This window comes from Streptomyces sp. NPDC030809 (assembly GCF_055572195.1).
The window spans coordinates 1-21,366 of record NZ_JBVIDV010000036.1 but is presented as its reverse complement, the minus strand read 5'-3'; the positions used below and the strand labels follow the sequence as shown (position 1 = coordinate 21,366).

The window sequence follows — 21,366 nt, the reverse complement described above, 5'->3', positions numbered from 1 at the left end:
ACGCCCTCGAGGTTGGGTATAGTAGGCATCGCGCTACGGCGCATGCGGACGTGGCTCAGTTGGTAGAGCATCACCTTGCCAAGGTGAGGGTCGCGAGTTCGAATCTCGTCGTCCGCTCCGATGAAGAAGGCCCCGGTCACCTGACCGGGGCCTTCTTCGTGTCTCAGTGGTTCCAGGCGAGACCGGTGAGGCGCTCGTACGCCTCGATGTACTTGGCGCGGGTCTGCTCCACGATCTCGGCGGGCAGCGCCGGCGGGGGCTGCTCGCTCTTGCGGTCCCAGCCGGAGGCCGGCGAGGTCAGCCAGTTCCGCACGAACTGCTTGTCGTACGAGGCCTGCGCGCGGCCCGGCTGCCACTCGTCGGCGGGCCAGAAACGCGAGGAGTCGGGCGTGAGCACCTCGTCGGCGGCCACGAGCGTGTCCCCGTCGAAGCCGAACTCGAACTTGGTGTCCGCGAGGATGATGCCGCGCTCGCGCGCCAGGTCCCGGGCCCGCCCGTAGACGGCCAGGGTGGTCTGGCGGAGCAGGGCGGCGGTCTCGGCGCCGGTGGTCCGGGCCACTTCCTCGTAGGTGACGTTCTCGTCGTGCTCGCCCACGGCGGCCTTGGCGGCAGGGGTGAAGATCGGCGCGGGCAGCTCGGAGCCGTCCACCAGGCCCTCGGGCAGGGCGAGTCCGCAGACCGTACGGGACTGCTCGTACTCGAGGAGGCCGGAGCCCGTGAGGTAGCCGCGGGCCACGCACTCGACGGGCACCATGTCGAGGTTCTTGCAGATCAGGGTGCGGCCGGCCCAGTCGGCGGGGGCGCCGGCGGGCAGTTCGGTGCTGATCACGTGGTTCGGGACGATGTCGGCGAGCTGCTCGAACCACCAGAGGGAGAGCTGGGTGAGGACCCGGCCCTTGTCCGGGATCTCCGTGGGGAGCACCCAGTCGTAGGCGGACATGCGGTCGCTCGCGACCATCACGAGCTCGCCCGCCTCGTTCCGGTAGAGCTCGCGCACCTTGCCGGTGTGGAGGTGGACGAGACCCGGAACCTGAACCGGCTCGGGCTTTTCGACGAATCCGGACACGGTGTCTCCCTGTGGTTCTGTATGAAGCACACCGATTCTCCCGCACCCGGCGGCGATCACGGCATCGGGGCCGTCAGTCCCGCTTGCAGATCCGGTCGAGGAGGTTGGCCGTCGCGCGCTGGATCCGCTCGTCCACGTGGCCGGGCCGATCGAGGGCCGGGGACCAGGCGAAGGTGCCGGAGGCGAAGACGAGGGCCCCGCTGGGGGCCCGGTAGAGGCTGGTCTCCTGGTGCCGGCGGGCGCCCTCGCCGTCCCGGTACGGGGAGTGGGCCAGCAGGATCCGGCTCTGGTGCTCGGGGAGCTGGGTGCGCGGGTAGTAGCGGTCCGCCTCGCCGGCGACCAGCCCGTCGAGTTCGTCCCCCTCGGCGGCGCCGGTGGACTCCCACAGCCAGTGCCCGGCGTTGCGGACGACCAGCGGGGCGGGCTCCGGGACCCGGCCGGCGTACTGGATGCCCAGGAGCTGCTGTTCGGCCCGGTCCACCTCGCGCCAGAGGGCGGGGCGGCCGGGGCCGCGGCGTTTTCGGCAGGTCAGCAGCCGGTCCGGCACCCCCGACGGGGAGGGGGACAGGTCCACCTGCCAGTACATGGTGTTGGCGGAGAGGAACACCAGCGAGGTGCCGCCGTCGCGGGCGGCCTCGGCGGCCCGGCGCATGGGGGCCGACCAGTACTCGTCGTGGCCGGGGAAGACCAGGCCGCGGTAGCGGGAGGGGTCGATGCGGCCGGCGTGCAGGTCGCGGGTGTCGGCGTAGCCGAGGTCGTAGCCGTAGCGCTCGGCCCAGCGGATGAAGTCGTAGGCGTGGCCCACGTGGAGGGGCAGGCCGGCGCCCGCGTAGGGGCGGTCGAAGGAGACGGTGGTGGCCGCGTCCTCCTCGCCCAGGAGCCGTCCCTGCTCGTCCCAGGCGTGGTAGAGGCTCGCCCCGGTCCGGCCGTCCTCCGGGTAGAGGTTGTACGCCTGCCAGGTGATGTCGGGCAGCAGGAGCAGCAGATCGGCGGGCCGGTCGTCCCGGACGGTGAAGGGGATGTGCGAGCGGAACCCGTCGACGGTGGTCAGCACGGCCACGTAGGCCCCGGGGTTCCAGTACGAGGGGACCTGGAGCCGCCAGGACAGCCACCAGTGGTGGCAGGAGACGGTGCGGTCGGCGGCCAGGGGGGCGGGCTGGACGATGCCGGACAGCATCGGGCTGGAGTGGATCTTCGCGGCGCCGTCGCCCCCGTAGTGGCCGATCCGGTAGATGTCCACGGAGAACTGCTGCGGCGGGTCCACCGTGATGTGGAAGTCGATGGCCTCGCCGGGGGCCACGCCGCCCGTGGAGCTGAAGCCCTTGATCTGGCGGTGCACGTCGTCGGCGGTGCGGGGGCCGCCCGCCGGGCTGCGGGGGGCCGGGATCCGGTCGCTGCCGCTGCCGCCGCTGCCCGCCGCCGCGGCCGGGTCCACGTACCAGGGCACGACCTGGCCGGTGTCGCCGAAGTACAGCTCGCTGCCGCGGAACCAGGGGAGCGGGCCCTGGCCGAACGGGTCCGTCACCGCATGTGCGAGAGCGCCCGACTCCCAGCGCCGGATCTGGTCCGCACCCATTCCGCTCCCCTCCCTCGCTCCCCCGAACGACTGCCGCTGTGGTGCGCGGATGTCCGCGACCGGTCCCAGCACATCACATAACGCGCTCGGTTCGTCACCGTTCGTCGCGAATTGACGTGAACGGAAGCCCTGGGTCCGCATGTCTGCACGTGTGCTCCGGCTTCCGGACAGGACCCTGGGGCCCGGCCCGGAAGGAGGCTCACACCAGCCTGACCGGCTTCTCCGGCCGTACGCCGGTCTCCGCGAGCCAGGCCCGCAGCGGTTCCGGATCGCCGTCCTCGACCAGCGAGAGCACGTGGGTCGCCAGGTCCGCCCGGCGCTCGCCCGCGACGAGCAGGACCGGCCCGTCGAGCCAGTCCAGGCCCGGAGCGGCGCCCGCGGAGTCCACGGCGGCGCAGCAGACCATCGCCGAGACGTGGTCGGCCAGGAGGTCCCGTCCGCTGCGCGGCGGCTGGAGCGGGAACAGCGGTACGGCGTCCGCCCCGCGGGCCTGTCCCGCCCCGGGCGCTGCGGCCTCGGCCCGCGCCACGTCCCCGCTGAGCCGCCCGGCCAGCACCTCGCCGGCGGCGCCGTCGGCCCCGGCCAGGTGCTCGATCACCCGCTCCAGGGTGGGTCCGGGCAGGCGGTCGGGCCCGTCGGCCCGCAGCGGGCCGGAGGCCGGCGGACCGGCGGGGGGTCCGGCCGGGCGGGCGGCCGCGCCCGGCGCGGCGGTGAGCGAGTCCAGGGCGCGGTGCAGGCGGGCCGCCTCGGTGCGCCACTTCCGGTCCACGACCTCTTCCGGATACGACTGCCAGTCCACCGGCGCCCAGTCGGGTCCCGGTTCGGCCGGACCGCCGTGGAAGAGGCGGGCCGCGAGGAGGGAGGCGGCCTCGTCCACCGCACCCGGCTCCTCCAGCAGGTCGCACGCGGGCCGCTCGCCCAGCCGGCTCGTGAACCCGTCCGCGAGCCGGTCCCGGCGCGAGAGCTCGGTCAGGGCCGAGACCACGCCCGCGTCCAGCCGGGAGGGCCAGCGACCCATCCGCCAGGCGGGCAGCGCCACGCGGGTCAGCAGCCGGTCCCAGCCCGCATAGGCGAGACCGACCTGCTCCTGCGCGACGATCCGCAGTCCGTAGTCCACAGCCTGTGCACGCTCGGAGGCGGCGGTGGCCACCCCGCGCTCCATCTCGGCCGCGTCCGGGCCGCACCGGCCCAGCAGGGCCCGGCCGAGCCGGGCCACCCAGCCGAGGCCGGGCCGCTCGCCCACCGCGACCGCGGCGTCGAGCCCGCGGATGAAACGGCGGGCCGCGGCTATGTCGGGCTGGGCGGAGGGGCCGGTGCCGGCGACCACGGGGGCCAGCACGGCGCGCAGCTCCGCCACCCGCATCCACCACAGGAACGGGGTGCCGATCACGAGGACCGGAGCCCCGTCCGGGGCCGGCGCCGGGTCCTCGGCCCGGGCTGCGCGGTGGCTGCGGTGGGTCCGGTCCTCCAGCCAGCTGTCGCAGTCCGGGGTGAGGGCTATCGCGGAGGGTGCGGGCACGTCCATGCGGTCCGCGAGGTCGCGGACCAGCCGGTACAGGTCGGGAGCCGCCGTCTCGGGGAGCGGCACGGTGGGACTCACCGCGGGGCTGGCGTGCCGTACGACCGCGGCGAACGCCCCGGCGACCGCCAGCACGACGGCCGCGATCACGCACACGGCCACGGTGGCGGCCTGCCACGGCCCGCCCGCGAGCCGGCCGGTGGCCCGTGCGGCGACCATGACGACCGCCACGGCCGCGGGCAGCACGGCCAGGGCCGTCGCCCGGCTGCGCAGGCGCAGCACGGCGAGTGCTCTGGCACGCGCGCTCAACGCGCCCACCTCGATGCCCAACCCGGTTCCGGACACGGCCGGACGTCACCCCCTCGGTGCCCTGCGGCGGCTTTGGTCACTCCCCCACTGTGGCACCCGCCACCGACATCGCAATGCCGGTGGGCCAAGTGCCGGAATCCTTGCGCGGCACCATAGTTGGGAGTTCGGCACCCGTCAGCCGGACGGCTCAGCCTCACCCGATGGAATGGCTTTGGGCAAAGCTGGCTGCGGTTTCGCGCGGCCGGATGCAGACGTACGTACGGGCCCGGGCGCGGTGTTCGCGCTCCGGGCCCGTACGTGTGTGCGTGCGGCCGACCGCCGCTGTTCAGCGGGGTACCACCGGGGATCAGCGGCCTTCGGCGGCCTTTTCCGCAATGTCCGTGCGGTGCTGCGAGCCGGCCAGGCGGATGCGGCCGACCGCCTTATACGCGCGCTCGCGCGCCTGCGCCAGATCGGATCCGGTCGCGGTGACCGAGAGCACCCGGCCGCCCGCGCTGACCACGGCGCCGCCTTCGAGACGGGTCCCGGCGTGCAGGACGTACGCCTCCGGCCCGTCCTCGGCGGCCACCTCGTCCAGGCCCTCGATCGGGTCGCCGGTGCGGGGGGTGCCGGGGTAGTTGTGCGCGGCGATGACCACGGTCACGGCCGCTTCCTCGCGCCAGGCGAGCGGGGGCAGCGCGTCGAGGGTGCCGTTGGCGGAGCCGAGCAGCACCCGGGCGAGCGGGGTCCGCAGGCGGGCCAGGACCACCTGGGTCTCGGGGTCGCCGAAGCGCGCGTTGAACTCGATGACCCGGACCCCGCGGCTGGTGATCGCCAGGCCCGCGTACAGGAGTCCGGAGAAGGGGGTGCCGCGGCGGCGCAGCTCGTCCACGGTCGGCTGGAGCACGGTGGCCATGACCTCGTCGACCAGCTTGGGGTCGGCCCAGGGCAGCGGGGAGTAGGCGCCCATGCCGCCGGTGTTCGGGCCGAGGTCCCCGTCGAGGGCCCGCTTGAAGTCCTGGGCGGGCTGGAGCGGCAGCACGGTGGTGCCGTCCGTGATGGCGAAGAGGGAGACCTCGGGGCCGTCCAGGTACTCCTCGATGACCACGCGGTCGCAGGCGAGGGCGTGCGCCCGGGCCTCGGCGAGGTCGGAGGTGACCACGACCCCCTTGCCCGCGGCCAGGCCGTCGTCCTTGACCACGTACGGGGCGCCGAAGGCGTCGAGCGCCTCGTCGATCTCCTCGGGGGTGGTGCAGACGTAGGAGCGGGCGGTCGGCACGCCGGCGCCGGCCATCACGTCCTTGGCGAAGGCCTTGGAGCCCTCCAGCTGCGCCGCCTCGCGCGAGGGGCCGAAGCAGGGGATGCCGGCGGCGCGGACCGCGTCGGCGACTCCGGCGACCAGCGGGGCCTCCGGGCCGACGACGACCAGCTCGGCGGCGAGCTCCGCGGCCAGGGCGGCCACGGCCGCGCCGTCGAGGGCGTCGACCGGGTGCAGCTGCGCCACCTCGGCGATGCCTGCGTTGCCGGGTGCGCAGTGCAGACCGGTGACGTCGGGGTCGAGGGACAGAGAGCGGCACAGGGCGTGTTCGCGGGCGCCGCCGCCGATGACGAGGACCTTCACGGTGAGCAGCCTAGCCCGCGCGGCGGGGTGCCCCTTGTGCGGGCACCCCAAACCCGGGCGGCTACTCGTTCGTATATTCCTCCACCACAGTGGCGCCGAGCTCCCGCACGATCAGGTCGTGGCCGGTGAGCGCGCTGTCCACCAGATCCGGGTCGTCGTCCTCCGGAACGTCGTCCTCCGGGGCCACCGGCGGCGGCTGGTGCGCCGCGGGCGGGGCCGCCTGCGGGGGCGCGGGCGGCGGGGACTGCGGCTGTGCGGGGGCCGGGGCAGGGGCCGCCGCCGCGGGGGCGGCGGGCTGCGGGCTGTAGGCGGGCGGGCTGTACGCCGGGGCGGGCGGGGCCGCGTACGAGGAGGCCGCGGGGGCCGGGGAGCCGCCGCCGACCACGGCGTCGATCTTCCAGTTCACCTGGTACTGCTCCGCGAGCACGGCCTTGAGCACGTCCTCGCTGCCGCTGCTCGCGAAGTTGTCGCGGGCTCCGGCGTTGGGGAAGCCGAGCTGGAGCGTGGTCCCGTCGAAGCCGGTGACCTGGGCGTTCTGGCTCAGCAGGATCCAGGTGAACCGGCGCCGGTTCTTGACGGCCTCCAGGATCCCCGGCCACATCGCCTGCACCTGGCCGGCGCCCTGCGCCATGCCGGGGGAGGGCGCGGCGGGGGCCGGAGCCGCGGCGGGCTGCGGGGCGGGGGCGGGGGCGGGGGCACCGGATGCGGGCTGGGCGGCACCGGGCCAGGCACCGGGGGCACCCGCACCGGAACCGGGGGCACCCGCACCAGAACCGGGGGCGGCAGCGCCCGGCCAGGCACCGGGAGCCGGAGCCGGAGCGGCGGCGGGAGCCGGGGCTTCGGGTGCGGGCGCGGCCTGGGCTGCGGCGGCGGCCGATCCGGGCCAGGCACCAGGGGCGCCCGCACCGGAACCGGGGGCGCCCGCACCGGAACCGGGGGCGGCAGCGCCCGGCCAGGCGCCGGGAGCGGGAGCCGGAGCGGCGGCGGGGGCCGGGGCTTCGGGTGCGGGCGCGGCCTGGGCTGCGGCGGCGGCCGATCCGGGCGCGGCGGCGCCGGGCCAGGCACCCGCGGGGGCCGGAGCCTGGGCGGCCGCCGGGGCCGCGGGAGCCGGGGCGGGGGCAGGGGCCGCCTGGGCCGCGGCGGGCTGCTGGGCCGGGGCCGGCTGCGCGGCCGGCCCGGCGGCCGGAGCGCCCGCGCCGGGTCCCCGTACGGCGGCCCGGGCGGCGGCCGCGCCCCCGCCGGGTGCCACGGAGGCGGCCGGAGCCATGGCGTGCGCCTCGGGCCCGGGCACGTACCCGAGCGCCGGGCCGGCGCCCGGACCCGCCACGAAGGCACCGGCGCCGACCCCAGCGGCGGCGGCACCCGCGCCGCGCTCCAGCCGGTCCAGCCGGGCCTGCACGGACCGCTCGTCGTCGAAGGCGGCGGGCAGCAGCACCCGCGCGCAGATCAGCTCCAGCTGGAGGCGCGGCGAGGTGGCCCCGCGCATCTCGGTCAGGCCGGTGTTGACCAGGTCGGCGGCGCGGGAGAGCTCGGCCGCGCCGAACACCGAGGCCTGGGCCTGCATCCGTTCGACCACGTCCACCGGGGCGTCGATGAGCCCCTTCTCCCCCGCGTCCGGCACGGCCGCGAGGATCACCAGGTCGCGCAGCCGCTCCAGCAGGTCGGCCACGAACCGGCGGGGGTCGTTGCCACCCTCGATCACCCGGTCCACGACCTCGAACGCGGCGGCGCCGTCCCCGGCCGCGAAGGCGTCCACGACGGAGTCCAGGAGCGAGCCGTCCGTGTATCCGAGGAGGGAGGTCGCCATGGCGTACGTCACACCCTCGGCGCCCGCCCCGGCCAGCAGCTGGTCCATGACCGACATGGAGTCGCGCACCGAACCGGCACCCGCGCGCACGACCAGCGGCAGCACCCCGTCCTCGACCGCCATCTGCTCGCGCCCGCAGACCTCGGCGAGGTACTCGCGCAGGGTGCCGGGCGGCACCAGCCGGAAGGGGTAGTGGTGGGTCCGGGAGCGGATGGTCCCGATCACCTTCTCCGGCTCGGTGGTGGCGAAGATGAACTTGAGGTGCTCCGGCGGCTCCTCGACCACCTTCAGCAGGGCGTTGAAGCCCGCCGAGGTGACCATGTGGGCCTCGTCGATGATGTAGATCTTGTACCGGCTGGAGGCGGGGCCGAAGAAGGCCTTCTCGCGCAGGTCGCGGGCGTCGTCCACACCGCCGTGCGAGGCCGCGTCGATCTCGATCACGTCGATGGACCCCGGCCCGTTGCGCGCGAGGTCGCGGCACGACTGGCACTCGCCGCAGGGCGTGGGAGTGGGACCTTGCTCACAGTTCAGGCAGCGGGCGAGGATGCGCGCGCTGGTGGTCTTGCCACAGCCGCGCGGGCCACTGAACAGGTACGCGTGATTGACCCGGTTGTTCCGCAGGGCCTGCATCAGCGGGGCAGTGACATGCTCCTGACCGATGACCTCGGCGAACGACTCGGGGCGGTAGCGGCGGTACAGCGCAAGGGACGACACGCTTACGAGCGTATCCGGGCCCGCCGACAACACACGTCCGCCGAACGCAAAGCGCCCCCCACGCACCCGCCAGAGCCCACTTACCCTTGCTGCCTTCCGGCCCTGGGGGAGTTGGGTGAGATAGCGCCACGTGAGGGGCTGGCCCCAGCGTAGCGGATGAAAGCCCCCGCGATCGAGCCCGCCCCCGCACGGGAACCCCCGGACGCACCCCGGAACGGATCACGTTCGCGAGCACCCCTCAACGTCTTGTATTGTTTGCGGCGGAGGATTCGCCTAGAGGCCTAGGGCGCACGCTTGGAAAGCGTGTTGGGGGCAACCCCTCACGAGTTCGAATCTCGTATCCTCCGCAGCCGCCCACCTGGGCAAACGAAGGACCCGACCGCATCGCGGCCGGGTCCTTCGTCGTTCCGTGGTTGCAGTTTTGGTTGCAGTTCCAGCGGGAGCACTCAGCGCCACCTGCCGTTCAAGGCACTCGTTACACAGGCTGCCAAGTCCACCTTCTGAGCTCAGCAGGGCTGTGTTGACCATGGAGACCTTGCGCGTGATCGCCATCACAACATGGAGCGGCGTGCTGGCGTTCCTCCGGTGGCTCCCAGTGCCACTGGTCGCGGCCGCCGTCGCACTGTTCGGCACCCACTTCCTTGCCAAGGCACGTGAGCGCACCAACCGGGAGGATGTCCTCGCCCGGGAGCTCCTGGTGCTGGTGCAGCAGGCGGCGGAGCTCTACTTTCCCGACCGGAGCAGGACCTCGGCCGAACGCCGTCGAGCGGCGTGCGACGAGCTGTCGGAGAAACTGCACGAGATGACTGGGCGAGCCGCCCGGCTGGAGGATCGCGACCTAGGAGCGCGGGTCATCCGAGTTGCCATTGGCATGGACTCGACGTACGAGCGGTCCTGGGTTCCCGATGAGGGCGCCTGGAAAGCCGCGATGATGGGGGCCGTGCAGCAGTTGATGCGGCTGCTTGCCTCGTACGAGGTCAAGCGCCGGCACACATCAGCTACTGACTGTCCGGCCTTCGACCACGTCCAGGAGGCCGTGCGGGAGGCTGTAGCCAGTGGCGAGATCGCGAGCTGGTGGCTTGGGGCGACCCTCCCGGAGGCGCCGCTGGAGCTTGCGCACGCCCTGTGGCAGCAGGAGGTGGATGCACTCACTGCGTGACGATGCAAATCACGCCCGGCCACCGGGTGTCCACCTGGCCAAGTGAATCTTCTGGTCACCCGTACTGATCACCGTCAGCCCCCTGCGGACTGCTGTTCCTCCGCCTCGGCGACCTGACGTACGTACTCGGCCCGGACTTTCTCCGACATGCGGCAGGCATGCTGCACGCGGTCTGGCCGCCAGCGCGTCAGCAGAGAGTTGTTCTTGCTGCGATTGCAGTGGATGCAGGCAAGCACCAGGTTCGCGGCCTCGTGCAGGCCGCCGCGGCTCAGGGGGCGAATGTGATCGACGTCGCCGGCCGTCGTAGTCCGGTCGCAATAGACGCACACACCCTGGGCGCGAATCTCTGCGTAATCTCCCTCGGTCACAGGGTCCTCGGCGCCGGATCCAAGGATGCGAGCGCGGCGAGCGTTGTAGTACGCCCGGGATCGGTTGGTGCGAATGTCGGCAGGAACCCGTTGCCACTTACACGGCCCGCAACGGCGATCGCGGCCCCAGAACGTGTTGTGGCAGTCAACGCAGACTCTGTCTGAAGCCTCACAACCAGGGCAGAGAGATCGAGTGCCCCAGAAGATCCTGTTGCACTCCGGGCACTCTCGGTCCTTGGACCGGCAGGCAGAACAGAGCCGGTTCCCGGCACTTCGGAACTCGCGCCCGCATCCCGCGCACTCCCGATCTTCGTTCTGACAGCGGCTGCACCGGCTCCGCGCGCCTACGAAGGTGGCCCCGCAGTCGCGACACTCACGTTCCGAGGCGCGGCAGGAGTCGCAGTAGTTCGTCGCGCCGATGAAGGTCTCGCCACACCCCCAACAATCCCGCTCAACCTTGCGGCACTGCCAGCACTTCAGATCCTTGCCGACGAAGATCGTGCTGCACTGGGTGCATCGCCGTTCGACTGCCTGGCAGCTGCTGCACCTGAGCATGTCACTGACGATCTCCCGACCACAGTCCGCGCAGCTCCGCCTCACCTTGCGACACGGCTTGCACTTCCTGTTCGTGCCCTTGAAGGCCGCACCGCAGTCGTCACATGTCCGATCTTTCCTGCTGCACGACCCGCAGACGCGCCCGTGTCCATGGAACCGCTCGTCGCAGTGCTTGCATGTACGCCAATCAGCGCGGCATGGCGAGCATTTGAAGTTGGTCCCTCGAAAACGTCGCCCACAGGCGCATATGCGCTCTTCCACAGGCACCGTCGCGTGTTCCCCTCTGGTCGCTCTCTACAGGGGTCGGGATCTTGGAGGGGAGGCTATACGGCGCCTCTGACACTGAGGGCCTGACGAATGGCGAAGACCAGCAGGGCGAGCCGAAATCGCAGGGCTGGATACCGGGCCTTGCTGCACCGGATCCAGCTCCGCGTCTACCACTCGTCGGTGTCGCCGTGCTTCCCAGGGTTCTGGGCGCGGTCCACAGCCTGTGCACACGCCTGGGCGAAGGCGGCCTCCACGGCCGCCTTGTCCGTGCCCCGCACCTGGGCCTCGACCTCCCGGCCGACGCCGGGGCGCCGGGCCGTGCGCCAGGCGGACGCGCGATCAGTGTAAGTGTCGGTCTCGAACTCCCAGGCCGGCGTAGACCACTGCTCGGGAAGTCCGCTGGTCATGGGTTCCCCGCCGGAGAGGAAGAGAGCGCGGGCGTGGAAGACCACGGTGCGTTCCGGCATCCGGTGTCGGATGGCGCTCACTCCACCAGGGCCCCTGGTGTTCCCAGCGCCAGCGGTCCCACTCTTCGACCTCGGCAGGGTGGTCGGGCTAGTCCTCACCCCACCGCGCAACGACCTCATCGGCGTGCTCACGGTGGCGAAATGGCACCCTCCGCTCGCCAAGGCGGGCGACATGCACCACCAGTTCGGCTGGGACGGGACTCCGACCCTCGTCTGTCACAGAGACTTCCGACGCTTGGCCGGTGCCCCGCAGGAGGCCGCCGACCTTGTCCGCGGTGTCCTTGAGGACGCGGCTGGTCAGGTGCTGGTAGCGGCGGCGCATCCGGGCGGACTTGCCGGGCTCCCAGCCCATGATGTGCGTCGACGACCGCGTCTGGAACGCCGAGGATGAGCAGGACCGTCGCCGCGGTATGACGGGCGTCGTGTAGGCGAGCGTCGCCGACGCCCGCGGCCTTCAGCAGCTCCTTCCACTTGTGGTAATCGGTGTTCGGGTTCAGGGGCTCGCCGGTGGGCGAGGTGAAGACGTACCCCTTCTCGGTCCACAGGTCGCGGGCAAGGGCACGCTCGCGGGCCTGTTCCTCCTTGTGCTGGCGCAACAGCTGGGGCAGCTCGTCGGGGGCGCCGATGGGCCGCTGGCCGGCGCGGGACTTCGCATTCTTGGTCTCGCGCCGGGTGTTGATCTTCTGGGGGCAGTAGCCGGGCTTGCGCCCGAAGCGGTCTCCGCAGCCGTGCTTGTAGCGGGGCCGCAGCCGGCCACGGCGTACGCGGATAACGCCGAGGTCGAAGTCGACGTCGTCCCACTGCATGCCGAGGACCTCACCCTGTCGCAGGCCGAGGGCCAGGGCGATGACCCAGCGGGCGGTGTTGCGGTGCTTGGCTGCCTCGGCGAGCAGGCGCTGGACCTCCTCGACCGTGTAGGGCTCGACCTCCTCCTCTTCCAGACGCGGGGCCTTGGCGATCGTGGCCGGGTTGACGGTGAGGTGGGCGCGGCGGACCGCCTCGTTGAGAGCGGTTCGGACGGTGCGGTGGACCTGGTGGGCGGTGCCGGCGGCGCTGCCGGAGTCCTGCATCTTCTTGTAGAAGCGCTCCAGGTGTTCGGGCTCGAGCTTCTCCAGGCGGTGGGCGCCGAGGCCGGGTATGAGGTGGTGGTTCACCGCGACGCGGTAGCCGTCGATGGTGTTCTCCGAGACGTGCGCGGCGGCGATGTTCTCCACCCAGTGCGTCAGCCACGTCTCCAGCGTCCAGCTCATGCCGACCTTGCGGACGGCACCCTTGTCGCGCTGCCGTTCCAGCTCGCGCACGAGCTTGGTGACCTCATGGCGGGTCTTGCGGCTGACGTGGCGCCGGTCGGGGCTGCCGTTGTCCTTGGTGCCGACGGTGACGTAGCCATGCCATCGGCCGTCCTTGCCCTGGAAGATCGACGAGGCCCCGTTGGGCTGGAGGGTCTTCGGTGCGGAGGCTCGCGTCACGCGGCGGCCCCGAAGTCGCTCGCCGACAGACGGCGGCTGAGGAAGTCGTTCACCGCGTCGGCGAGGTCCCCCTCGGACAGATCGATCACGGACCGGTAGCCGGCGCAGAAGGCGGCGATGCGGTCGAGGTCGAAGACGCTCCCGACCCCGAACTGCACCTGCGCGGTCCGCGCGACCTCCTCCCCGTACGGGCGGACACCGAGCCGGTCCCAGTCCAGGACTGCCACGACCTGGCCGTCCTGCCGCAGCAGATTGCGGTACTGGAAGTCGCCGTGCGTCCATCCGTAGGGCCCGGCTGGCACCTCGCCGTCAGGCCGGGCATCGGCGTACCGCGCGAGGAGGCCACGCCGGTCGTGCAGGGCCTCGGTGGCGGCCTTGTCGAAGTCGGTCACCGAGTCGGCCGGGAGACGACCCAGGAGAGCGACGGCTGCCCGGTCCGCCTCGGCCACGCCCCGGACCTTCGCGGCTGGCGCCTGCTCCGGGACCGGGCCGGGGCCGTACCGGCGCAAGCCCTCGTGAAGGCGAGCCAGGAGAGCGCCGAGATCGCGAGCCTGGTCGAGCGGGAGGTCTGTCCCCTGAACGTGCTCGCCGTCCACCCCGGGCAGGACGCAGTAGCCGTGACCGCCGGCCTCGACCACGAGATCCCCGCCATCGGCGGGCAGCGGTGCGGGGACCGGGATGCTCTCGCGAGCCAGGTCCACCAGGACCGCGAGGTTCCTGCGGACCTTCGGCAGAGGGACGTCGGTGACCTCCTTCAGGGCGTACGTCCCGGCAGCCGTCTCCAGTCGCCAGTTCCGGTTCATCAGGCCATAGGCAAGGAACCTGATCTTTGTCCACAGTGCGTCGCAACCTGCCCCGTCCGCCGGGTCGCCACCTGGCGCAGGGCCTGGGCGGGACCGGGGTCCGGGGCGGCCCCCGGTCGGCTACACGTCCGCCATCTGCGGCATGTCGCCTACCGTCGTCGTCAGGTCGATGACGGAGAAGTTGGCCCCCTGCGGGTCCGTCAGGGCGGCGAAGCGGCCGAACGGGCTGTCCATCGGGCCGAACTGGAGCACCGCGCCGCGGTCCGTGGCCCGCTTCACCGCGCCGTCGCAGTCGTCCACCGCGAAGTACACCGAGATGTACGGCGGGATCTCCGGCGGGAAGTCCCGGTCCATCACCATCCGGCCCAGGACCATGTTGTCCTTGGAGCCGACGTGGAAGACCTTGTAGTCCATCGACGCGTCGTCCATCTTCTGCGCGCCGTACGGGAAGACGGCGGTCAGGAACGCGTCCGCCGTCCGGGGGTCGCGCGTGAACAGCTCGGCCCAGGCGAAGGAGCCCGGTTCCGCCACCTTCTCGAAGCCCTTGTGGTCGCCGGGCTGCCACACGCCGAACACCGCTCCGCTCGGCTCCTTGCCCAGCATCATCGAACCGAAGGTGCCGACGGCCATCGGCTCCATCAGCACCTCGCCGCCCGCCTGCTTCACCTTCTCCGCCGTCGCGGCCGCGTCCGGCGAGGCGAAGTACAGGCACCAGGCCGACTGGCCCTCGGCCCCAGGCATCGGGGGCACCACGGCGGCGACGGCCTTGCCGTCCGAGTAGGCCTGCGTGTAGTTGCCGTACTCGCTGGAGCTCTCGCCGAACGTCCAGCCCAGTACGTCGCCGTAGAAGGCCTTGGCCCCCTCCAGGTCGGCGAACATCGCGTCCGCCCAGCACGGTGCGCCTTCCGGGAACTCCGAGATGTCCATGGTCTTCCTCGCTCCTTTTGTCCGGGCTTGCCCCGGCTTCCGGGATTCACACGCTAGCCACCCGGTGCGCCGCCCGCGCGGGGAGAGCGGAACCTCCCGAACATGGACACATGGACGCAGAGATCCACCTGGCCCAGCAGCCCGAGGCCGACGCGCTGCTCGGCCGCAGCCCCCTCGCCGCCCTGACCGGCATGCTCCTCGACCAGCAGGTGCCGATGGAGTGGGCCTTCTCGGGCCCGTACACCATCGCCACCCGGATGGGTGCCGAGGACCTGGACGCGCACGAGATCGCCGCGTACGACCCGGAGGCCTTCGCCGCCCTGCTCTCGGAGAAGCCGGCCGTGCACCGCTACCCGGGCTCGATGGCCAAACGGATCCAGCAGCTGTGCCAGTACCTCGTCGAGCACTACGACGGGGACGCGGGCGCCGTGTGGACCGGGGCGGGTAGCGGGGCCGAGCTGCTGGCCCGGCTGCGGGAGCTGCCCGGCTTCGGGCAGCAGAAGGCGCAGATCTTCCTGGCCCTGCTCGGGAAGCGGTTCGGGGTTCGGCCGCGCGGGTGGCGGACGGCCGCCGGGCCGTACGGCGAGGACGGCTGCTACCGCTCGGCCGCCGACATCACCGGCCCCGAGTCCCTCGCGAAGGTACGGGCGTACAAGCAGGAGGCGAAGCGGGCCGCGAAGGAGGCCAAGGAGACCAAGGAGACCAAGGAGGACCGGCCGGCCAAGGGGGCCAGGGCGGCCAGGGGGACGAAGACCGGCGGATGACCGTCCCGGCCGTGCGGGCTGGCCCGGGCCCGCGCCCCCGGCCGGCCCGCACGGCCGCCCCCGCCTCCGGTGCGCGCCCCGCCCCCCGCCTTTGGGAGACTCGACCAATATGAAGACCGAACTCACGGACACGACGTCCAGCAAGGTCAACGCGGCCCTGCTCAAGGCCCGCCGCGCCATCGGCAGCCCGACCATGGGCATGGTCCTCACCCTGGTCGTGGTGACCGACGAGGAGAACGCCTACGACGCCGTCAAGGCCGCCTCCGAGGCCTCGCGTGAGCACCCGTGCCGGATCATCGCCGTCATCAAGCGGCAGGGCCGCGCCCACCGCCGCCTCACCCAGACCCGCCTCGACGCCGAGCTGCGGGTGGGCACGGACGCCGGCACCGGTGAGATCGTCCTGCTGCGCCTGCACGGGGAGCTGACCGCGCACGCCGGTCCCGTGGTGCTGCCCCTGCTGCTGCCCGACGCGCCGGTGGTGGCCTGGTGGCCCGCCGACGCGCCCGCCGACCTGGGCCGCGACGAGCTCGGCCGGCTGGCCCAGCGCCGCATCACCGACGCGTACGCCGCCCTCGACCCGCTGGCCGAGCTGGACTCCCGGGCCGCGGGCTACGCGCCGGGCGACACCGACCTGGCCTGGACCCGGCTGACCCCGTGGCGCTCGCTGCTCGCGGCGGCCCTGGACCAGAAGCCGGTGACGGTCACCGGCGCGGCGGTGGAGAGCGAGGCGGAGAACCCGAGCGCCGACCTGCTCGCCGGCTGGCTGGAGGAGCGGCTCGGGGTGGCCGTGGACCGGGTGGTCACCGGCGGCCCGGTCATCACCCGGGTGCGGCTGCGGACCGGGCAGGGCGAGATAACGGTGGACCGCCCCTCGGGTGCGCTGGCCACCCTCGGCGTGCCGGGTCAGCCGGACCGCCGGGTGGCCCTCAAGATCCGCTCCACGGCGGAGCTGATCGCGGAGGAGCTGCGCCGGCTCACCGCCGACGAGACCTACGCCTCGGCCCTGCGGCGCGCGCGCAGCGAGGCCGCGGGGGCGGCCCGGGCGCAGAGGTAGCCGCTGCGGTACGGGTGGGCGCGGGGTGGTTCCGGCCCCCGCCACCCGACCCGCACCCCGCCACCCGGCCCGCCCCTGCCACCCTGCCCGTACGCCGTCCTGCGCGGCCGGGCTGAACCCGTACGCCCCGCCCGCCCCCGCCGTGTCGGACACCCGTCAGCGCCGCCGGCGGGCCGTGCCGAAGATGGAGCGGGAGATCTCGCGGCCCAGCTGGGTGCCCAGGGAGCGGGCCAGCGAGCGGAAGATCCCGCTGCCCACCACCTGCTCCACCAGCGACTCGTCCTTGGCCGGCGCCCCCTTCGGGGCCCGGCCCGCCTCCCGCGCCGGCTCCCGCGCCGCCTGCGCCCGCTTCTCGGCCTCGGCCGCCGCGGCCGCCGCCTCCGCGGCCTGCTCCGCCGCCGCCTGCTCGGCGCTGATCTTCTCGTACGCCGATTCCCTGTCCACGGCCTGTGCATAGCGCGGGTACAGCGGCGAGGACCTCACCGCGCGGTCCAGCTCCTCCGCGGGCACCGGCCCCATCAGCGACTGCGGTGCCCGCAGCCGGGTCGCTGCGACGGGCGTGGGCGCACCCTTCTCGCTCAGCACCGTGACCACGGCCTCGCCGGTGCCCAGCTGCGTGAGCAGCTCCTCCAGGTCGTAGTCGGAGTGCGGGAAGGTCCGCACGGTGGCCTTCAGGGCCTTCGCGTCGTCGGGGGTGAAGGCGCGCAGCGCGTGCTGCACCCGGTTGCCGAGCTGCGCGAGCACGTCACCGGGCACGTCCTTGGGGGTCTGGGTGACGAAGAAGACCCCGACGCCCTTCGAGCGGATCAGGCGGACGGTCTGCGTGATGGATTCCAGGAAGGCCTTCGAGGCGTCGGAGAAGAGCAGGTGGGCCTCGTCGAAGAAGAAGACGAGTTTCGGCTTGTCCAGGTCCCCGACCTCCGGCAGGCCGTTGAACAGGTCCGCCAGCAGCCACATCAGGAACGTCGAGAAGAGCTGCGGCTTGTCCTGCACCGCCGGGAGTTCCAGCAGGGACACCACCCCGCGCCCGTCGGGGGCGGTCCGCAGGAACTCGGCCGTGTCGAATTCCGGCTCGCCGAAGAATTCCGTGGCCCCCTGCTGCTCGAATGCGGTGAGGGCCCGCAGGATCACCCCGGCCGTGACGGTGGAGAGCCCGCCGATCCCCTTCAGCTCGGCCTTTCCGCGGTCGGACACGAGGAAGGCGACCACGGCCCGCAGGTCCTTGAGGTCGACGAGTTCCAGGCCCTTGGAGTCGGCGTAGTGGAAGATCAGCCCGAGCGACTGCTCCTGGGTCTGGTTGAGCCGGAGCACCTTGGACAGCAGCACCGGCCCGAAGCCGGTCACGGTGGCCCGCAGCGGGATCCCCGGCCCGATCCCGCCCAGGGAGTAGAACTCGCTCGGGAAGCCCGCCGGGGCCCACTCCTGGGCCACGTCCCGGGCCCGCTCCGCGACCCGGTCGCCGGGCGCCCCGGGTGCCGAGATCCCCGACACGTCGCCCTTCACGTCCGCGAGGAACACCGGCACGCCGTGGGCGGAGAGCTGCTCCGCGATCAGCTGGAGGGTCTTGGTCTTGCCGGTGCCGGTGGCGCCCGCGACCAGTCCGTGCCGGTTCAGCACCGGCAGCGGGATGCGCACCTGCCGGTCCGGCAGGCAGGCCCCGTCCCAGAGCAGGGCGCCCAGGTCGAGCGCGGGCCCCTCGAAGGCGTAGCCCGCGGCGATCTTGTCGGCGGCGGCGCGGTCGGCGGGCTGCCCGGGGGCCGGTTCGCCGGCCCGGTCGGCCGACGGGGTGGATCCACTCATAGTCACTCCCGGATTGGCGCTCTTTGTCACCTTTGCACCCGTGCAGCGAGGCTGCGCCCGCAGCCACCGGCCCGGTAGGCTTTCCGTGTGATCTTCAAGCGCATCGGAAACGGGCGGCCCTATCCCGACCACGGACGGGAAAGCGTCCGGCAGTGGGCGGACGTCGCTCCGCGCCCGGTCCGGCTCGACCAGCTCGTGACCACCAAGGGACAGCTGGACCTCGAAACGCTGCTCGCGGAGGACTCGACCTTCTACGGCGACCTCTTCGCGCACGTCGTGAAGTGGCAGGGCGACCTCTACCTGGAGGACGGCCTGCACCGCGCCGTGCGCGCCGCGCTCCAGCAGCGCCAGGTCCTGCACGCCCGCGTCCTCGAACTGGGCTGAATCCCGGGGCCGGCTTCCGCCGCTCCGCCACCGAAATCGGGCTGATTGCGCCTTTCGGGTCGGCCCTGGGCTATTCATAGATCATTTAGTAGGCATCGTCACCGGGCCGCACTACGCTGCGCCCATGAGCATGCTCACTCCCCCCGGCATGGGCGGAAAGTACCGCGTCACGGGAACCGCCTATCCCCGCATGCGCCGCCCCCGCCGCCGCCGGATCGTGCTCGCCGTTCTCGGCTCGGTCCTCGCGCTCGGTCTCCTCGGTTACGGGACCCTGCAGCTCATCGACGTGTTCCGGGGCGACACCGGCAAGAAGACGGCCGCCGCGCACAAGGCGGACTGCGGACGGGCCGCCAAGGCCGCACCCGCCACCGCGCAGGCCGCCGCGAAGGCCCTCCCCAGACCGGGCCAGATCACGGTCAACATCTACAACGCCACCCCGCGCAGCGGCCTCGCCAAATCCGTCGGCGACGAACTCAAAAAGCGCGGGTTCCTCATCGGCAAGGTCGGAAACGCCCCCGCCGATTTCGACAAGAAGGTCGCCGGCACCGGAATACTGCTGGGCTCCCCGCGGACCGACAAGGCCCTCTTCGCGGTGCTCGGCACCCAGCTGCCCGGCGCCGCCCGGCAGACCGACGCGCGCGAGGGCGCGGACGTGGACCTGATCCTCGGCACCGCCTTCAAGGAGCTCAGCAAGAAGGAGGACGCGGACCGGGCCCTGGCCGCACTGGCCAAGCCCGCACCCGCGCCCTCCCCGAAGTGCTGAGCGCTTCCCGGACGCAGCCGCCCGGGACCTGAGCCCCGTGCCCGCACGCCCGCGTACGGAGATCCGCTACTCGGCGGTCCCGTACATCCGGTCCCCGGCGTCGCCGAGGCCCGGAACGATGTAGCCGTGCTCGTTGAGGCGCTCGTCCACCGACGCGGTCACGACGGTCACCGGCTGGCCGGCCAGGTCGCGCTCCATGACCTCGATGCCCTCGGGCGCCGCCAGCAGCACGACCGCCGTGACGTCGTCGGCGCCGCGCTTGATCAGCTCCTGGATGGCCGCGACCAGCGTGCCGCCGGTGGCGAGCATCGGGTCGACGACGTACACCTGGCGGCCGGACAGGTCCTCGGGCATCCGGGTCGCGTACGTGGAGGCCTCCAGGGTCTCCTCGTTGCGGACCATGCCCATGAACCCGACCTCGGCGGTCGGCAGCAGCCGGACCATGCCGTCGAGCATGCCCAGGCCGGCCCGGAGGATCGGCACGATCAGCGGCCGGGGGGCGGAGAGCTTCACGCCCGTGGTCGGGGCGACCGGGGTCTCGATGTCGGCCTGCTCGGTGCGCACGTCCCGGGTGGCCTCGTACGCGAGCAGGGTCACCAGCTCGTCGGCGAGGCGCCGGAAGGTCGGGGAATCGGTGCGCTTGTCGCGCAGGGTGGTCAGTTTGTGCGCCACCAGCGGGTGGTCGACGACGTGGATCCGCATGGACCCAACAGTAACCGGGGAAGCCGTGCCCGATGGCCCCCGGCACTGGCATCAACGGGCCTGTCCGGGGGAAGGTGGGTGCGGGGGTCTCCCTCGCGAAGCGGAGGAGGACGACGGAACCAGCCTGGGGTGGTGACGCCGATGCCCGACGGGAACAGAGCGAACGGACAGGACACGGATTCCGCAGCGGGATCCGCACCGGAGGAGCCGGAGACCGCTGCACAGCGCAGACAGCGGCGCGCCCAGTTCCTGCGCGACCTCAACGAGGCGCGGGAGCTGCGCGAGCGCGTCCAGCCGCGCCGGGCGCGCGCCGCCCGGATGCGCCAGCAGATGCGGATGCGGACCTTCCGCTGGTGAGCGGCCCGGATCCGCCGGTGCCCGCGCCCGGCCGGAAACGGGCTCCCGCCACCTGCCGGAAGCGGCCCGACGTGCACGGCGCGGCGCGACGCAAGCGCGGAAGACCTCTCGCAAAGCCCTTGTTTCTGCCACGATGCCGATGGGGCGGGTCACGGACGGGCGATCAGGCCGTTCCACCTCCCCCAACCTCCGGCCGGGGGGACCCCCAACCGGCACGCCTATGACCAGTGGGAGAGTCACGGTGTACTTCGCCGCACTGCTCGCGCGCACCGAAGACGGGTGGGAAGCGAGCGACACGGATCTCGACAACGTCGAGACGCTGTCCGATCTGACTGAACTGGCCCGTGAGTCCTCGGCCGACGACGAGGAAACGGTCCTCGTCTTCATCGAGCAGGAGGACTCCTGGTTCGCCATCGTCCGCGTCGACGGCGAGGACGACCCCCGGATCTTCGTGTCGGACGCCGCCGCGGCCGCCCGCAGCTCGTACGGGGAGATCCTCCTCACCGACGAGCTGCTCGGCCGGGAACCGGGTTCCGTCGACGACGAACTGGAGGAACTCGTCGATCTCGACGGGACGGAGGACGGCGAACCCGAGCCGCCCGCCGCCGAGGAGGGCTACGAGGACGAACTCGACGAGGACGCGGGCACGGCGGCCGAGGCCGTGCCCTCCGGGCCGATCGGGGATCTGCAGATCCTCGCCGACCTGGGCCTGTCCCAGCGCGAGCTCCTGGGCATGAGCACCGACGCGCTCGGCGAGATCGCCGAGGCACTGGGCGCCTCCGAGGTCCTGGAGACCGTCCGCTAGTGAACACCCCGCAGCAGCCCGGGGGGGGGGGGGGGGGGGGGGGGGGGGAGGGGCGGGGGGGGGGGGGGGGGGAGCAGCCGGCTTTCACCCGCTACCCACCCCTCCTTATTGCCCCCCACTACTACCACCGC

At 72.7% G+C, this 21,366-nt stretch carries 18 protein-coding genes, 2 tRNA genes, 1 other RNA gene and 1 pseudogene; 9 read left to right on the top strand and 13 right to left on the bottom strand.

Translation table 11 applies throughout. From position 1 onward, the window contains the following. Positions 1-44 precede the first annotated feature (44 nt). Positions 45-117: transfer RNA gene (locus ACZ407_RS32790), tRNA-Gly, on the top strand. 46 nt (positions 118-163) lie between these two features. Here the strand turns inward: ACZ407_RS32790 and ACZ407_RS32785 are convergent. The 6 genes from ACZ407_RS32785 to ffs form a co-directional block, all read right to left on the bottom strand. Further along, a complete protein-coding gene (locus ACZ407_RS32785) occupies positions 164-1,066 on the bottom strand; it encodes a phosphoribosylaminoimidazolesuccinocarboxamide synthase (protein ID WP_468134785.1) in 903 nt (300 codons plus the stop codon). Positions 1,067-1,139: 73 nt separating this feature from the next. After that, positions 1,140-2,642, bottom strand: a complete 1,503-nt coding sequence (locus ACZ407_RS32780; protein ID WP_468134783.1) for a N,N-dimethylformamidase beta subunit family domain-containing protein — start codon at positions 2,640-2,642, stop codon at positions 1,140-1,142. 199 nt (positions 2,643-2,841) lie between these two features. Continuing rightward, entirely contained in the window at positions 2,842-4,506 is a 1,665-nt protein-coding gene (locus ACZ407_RS32775; RefSeq protein WP_468134781.1) for a M48 family metalloprotease, read from the bottom strand. 310 nt (positions 4,507-4,816) lie between these two features. Then, entirely contained in the window at positions 4,817-6,070 is a 1,254-nt protein-coding gene (purD, locus tag ACZ407_RS32770; RefSeq protein WP_468134779.1) for a phosphoribosylamine--glycine ligase, read from the bottom strand. A 61-nt stretch (positions 6,071-6,131) separates the two neighbouring features. Next, complete coding sequence (locus tag ACZ407_RS32765) at positions 6,132-8,591, bottom strand: DNA polymerase III subunit gamma and tau (RefSeq protein WP_468134777.1); 2,460 nt, start codon at positions 8,589-8,591, stop codon at positions 6,132-6,134. A 44-nt stretch (positions 8,592-8,635) separates the two neighbouring features. Further along, positions 8,636-8,734: signal recognition particle sRNA small type (gene ffs / locus ACZ407_RS32760), an RNA gene on the bottom strand. Positions 8,735-8,853: 119 nt separating this feature from the next. Here ffs and ACZ407_RS32755 point away from each other — a divergent pair. Together ACZ407_RS32755 and ACZ407_RS32750 are read left to right on the top strand one after the other, a co-directional pair. Continuing rightward, positions 8,854-8,938 (top strand) — tRNA-Ser (locus tag ACZ407_RS32755). A gap of 173 nt (positions 8,939-9,111) precedes the next feature. Then, positions 9,112-9,750 (top strand): hypothetical protein, encoded by a 639-nt coding sequence (locus ACZ407_RS32750; RefSeq protein WP_468134775.1) that lies wholly within the window; start codon positions 9,112-9,114, stop codon positions 9,748-9,750. Positions 9,751-9,824: 74 nt separating this feature from the next. Here the strand turns inward: ACZ407_RS32750 and ACZ407_RS32745 are convergent, their stop codons facing one another. From ACZ407_RS32745 to ACZ407_RS32725, 5 genes and pseudogenes are all read right to left on the bottom strand, one after another. Beyond that, on the bottom strand, positions 9,825-10,118 hold the full coding sequence (locus ACZ407_RS32745; RefSeq protein WP_468134773.1) for an HNH endonuclease: 294 nt from the start codon (positions 10,116-10,118) through the stop codon (positions 9,825-9,827). Between the two features lie 989 nt (positions 10,119-11,107). Further along, positions 11,108-11,428 carry a hypothetical protein gene (locus ACZ407_RS32740; RefSeq protein WP_468134771.1) on the bottom strand — a complete coding sequence of 107 codons (321 nt, stop codon included), beginning with the start codon at positions 11,426-11,428 and terminating at the stop codon, positions 11,108-11,110. Positions 11,429-11,657: 229 nt separating this feature from the next. Beyond that, positions 11,658-12,876 (bottom strand): annotated as a pseudogene (locus tag ACZ407_RS32735) (tyrosine-type recombinase/integrase); the annotation flags it as partial. Continuing rightward, positions 12,873-13,703, bottom strand: a complete 831-nt coding sequence (locus tag ACZ407_RS32730) for a phosphotransferase (RefSeq protein ID WP_468134857.1) — start codon at positions 13,701-13,703, stop codon at positions 12,873-12,875. The gene ACZ407_RS32730 and the pseudogene ACZ407_RS32735, both read right to left, overlap by 4 nt. Positions 13,704-13,799: 96 nt before the next feature. Further along, the gene (locus ACZ407_RS32725; protein ID WP_468134855.1) at positions 13,800-14,600 is read right to left on the bottom strand and encodes a VOC family protein; all 801 of its coding nucleotides are present in this window, start codon (positions 14,598-14,600) and stop codon (positions 13,800-13,802) included. A 116-nt stretch (positions 14,601-14,716) separates the two neighbouring features. On the opposite strand from ACZ407_RS32725, the gene ACZ407_RS32720 reads away from it, so the two are divergent. Both ACZ407_RS32720 and opcA read left to right on the top strand, forming a co-directional pair. Beyond that, positions 14,717-15,370: an HhH-GPD-type base excision DNA repair protein gene (locus ACZ407_RS32720; protein WP_468134769.1), complete on the top strand. Its 654-nt coding sequence runs from the start codon at positions 14,717-14,719 to the stop codon at positions 15,368-15,370. Positions 15,371-15,479: 109 nt separating this feature from the next. After that, a complete protein-coding gene (opcA, locus tag ACZ407_RS32715) occupies positions 15,480-16,424 on the top strand; it encodes a glucose-6-phosphate dehydrogenase assembly protein OpcA (RefSeq protein ID WP_468134767.1) in 945 nt (314 codons plus the stop codon). A 156-nt stretch (positions 16,425-16,580) separates the two neighbouring features. On the opposite strand, the gene ACZ407_RS32710 is transcribed toward opcA, so the two are convergent. Then, positions 16,581-18,224 (bottom strand): helicase HerA-like domain-containing protein, encoded by a 1,644-nt coding sequence (locus tag ACZ407_RS32710; protein WP_468134765.1) that lies wholly within the window; start codon positions 18,222-18,224, stop codon positions 16,581-16,583. A gap of 87 nt (positions 18,225-18,311) precedes the next feature. Between ACZ407_RS32710 and ACZ407_RS32705 the strand changes: the two genes are divergently transcribed. Both ACZ407_RS32705 and ACZ407_RS32700 read left to right on the top strand, forming a co-directional pair. Beyond that, the gene (locus ACZ407_RS32705) at positions 18,312-18,608 is read left to right on the top strand and encodes a type II toxin-antitoxin system VapB family antitoxin (RefSeq protein ID WP_226738062.1); all 297 of its coding nucleotides are present in this window, start codon (positions 18,312-18,314) and stop codon (positions 18,606-18,608) included. A 124-nt stretch (positions 18,609-18,732) separates the two neighbouring features. Next, complete coding sequence (locus ACZ407_RS32700; protein WP_468134763.1) at positions 18,733-19,371, top strand: LytR C-terminal domain-containing protein; 639 nt, start codon at positions 18,733-18,735, stop codon at positions 19,369-19,371. Between the two features lie 66 nt (positions 19,372-19,437). On the opposite strand, the gene upp is transcribed toward ACZ407_RS32700, so the two are convergent. Then, positions 19,438-20,073, bottom strand: coding sequence for a uracil phosphoribosyltransferase (gene upp / locus ACZ407_RS32695; RefSeq protein ID WP_468134761.1), 636 nt, complete (start codon positions 20,071-20,073; stop codon positions 19,438-19,440). A gap of 141 nt (positions 20,074-20,214) precedes the next feature. Here upp and ACZ407_RS32690 point away from each other — a divergent pair, with 141 nt between their 5' ends. Further along, complete coding sequence (locus ACZ407_RS32690; protein WP_468134759.1) at positions 20,215-20,430, top strand: hypothetical protein; 216 nt, start codon at positions 20,215-20,217, stop codon at positions 20,428-20,430. A 241-nt stretch (positions 20,431-20,671) separates the two neighbouring features. Then, positions 20,672-21,235: a tRNA adenosine deaminase-associated protein gene (locus ACZ407_RS32685; RefSeq protein ID WP_468134853.1), complete on the top strand. Its 564-nt coding sequence runs from the start codon at positions 20,672-20,674 to the stop codon at positions 21,233-21,235. The last annotated feature ends 131 nt before the right edge of the window (positions 21,236-21,366 follow it).

Bases quoted from the DNA above. Each gene is read 5' to 3' on its own strand.
- ACZ407_RS32780 (WP_468134783.1), bottom strand. From the start codon at position 2,642: ATGGGTGCGGACCAGATCCGGCGCTGGGAGTCGGGCGCTCTCGCACAT.
- ACZ407_RS32720 (WP_468134769.1), top strand. From the start codon at position 14,717: ATGGACGCAGAGATCCACCTGGCCCAGCAGCCCGAGGCCGACGCGCTG.
- opcA (WP_468134767.1), top strand. From the start codon at position 15,480: ATGAAGACCGAACTCACGGACACGACGTCCAGCAAGGTCAACGCGGCC.
- ACZ407_RS32710 (WP_468134765.1), bottom strand. From the start codon at position 18,224: ATGAGTGGATCCACCCCGTCGGCCGACCGGGCCGGCGAACCGGCCCCC.
- ACZ407_RS32700 (WP_468134763.1), top strand. From the start codon at position 18,733: ATGAGCATGCTCACTCCCCCCGGCATGGGCGGAAAGTACCGCGTCACG.
- upp (WP_468134761.1), bottom strand. From the start codon at position 20,073: ATGCGGATCCACGTCGTCGACCACCCGCTGGTGGCGCACAAACTGACC.
- ACZ407_RS32690 (WP_468134759.1), top strand. From the start codon at position 20,215: ATGCCCGACGGGAACAGAGCGAACGGACAGGACACGGATTCCGCAGCG.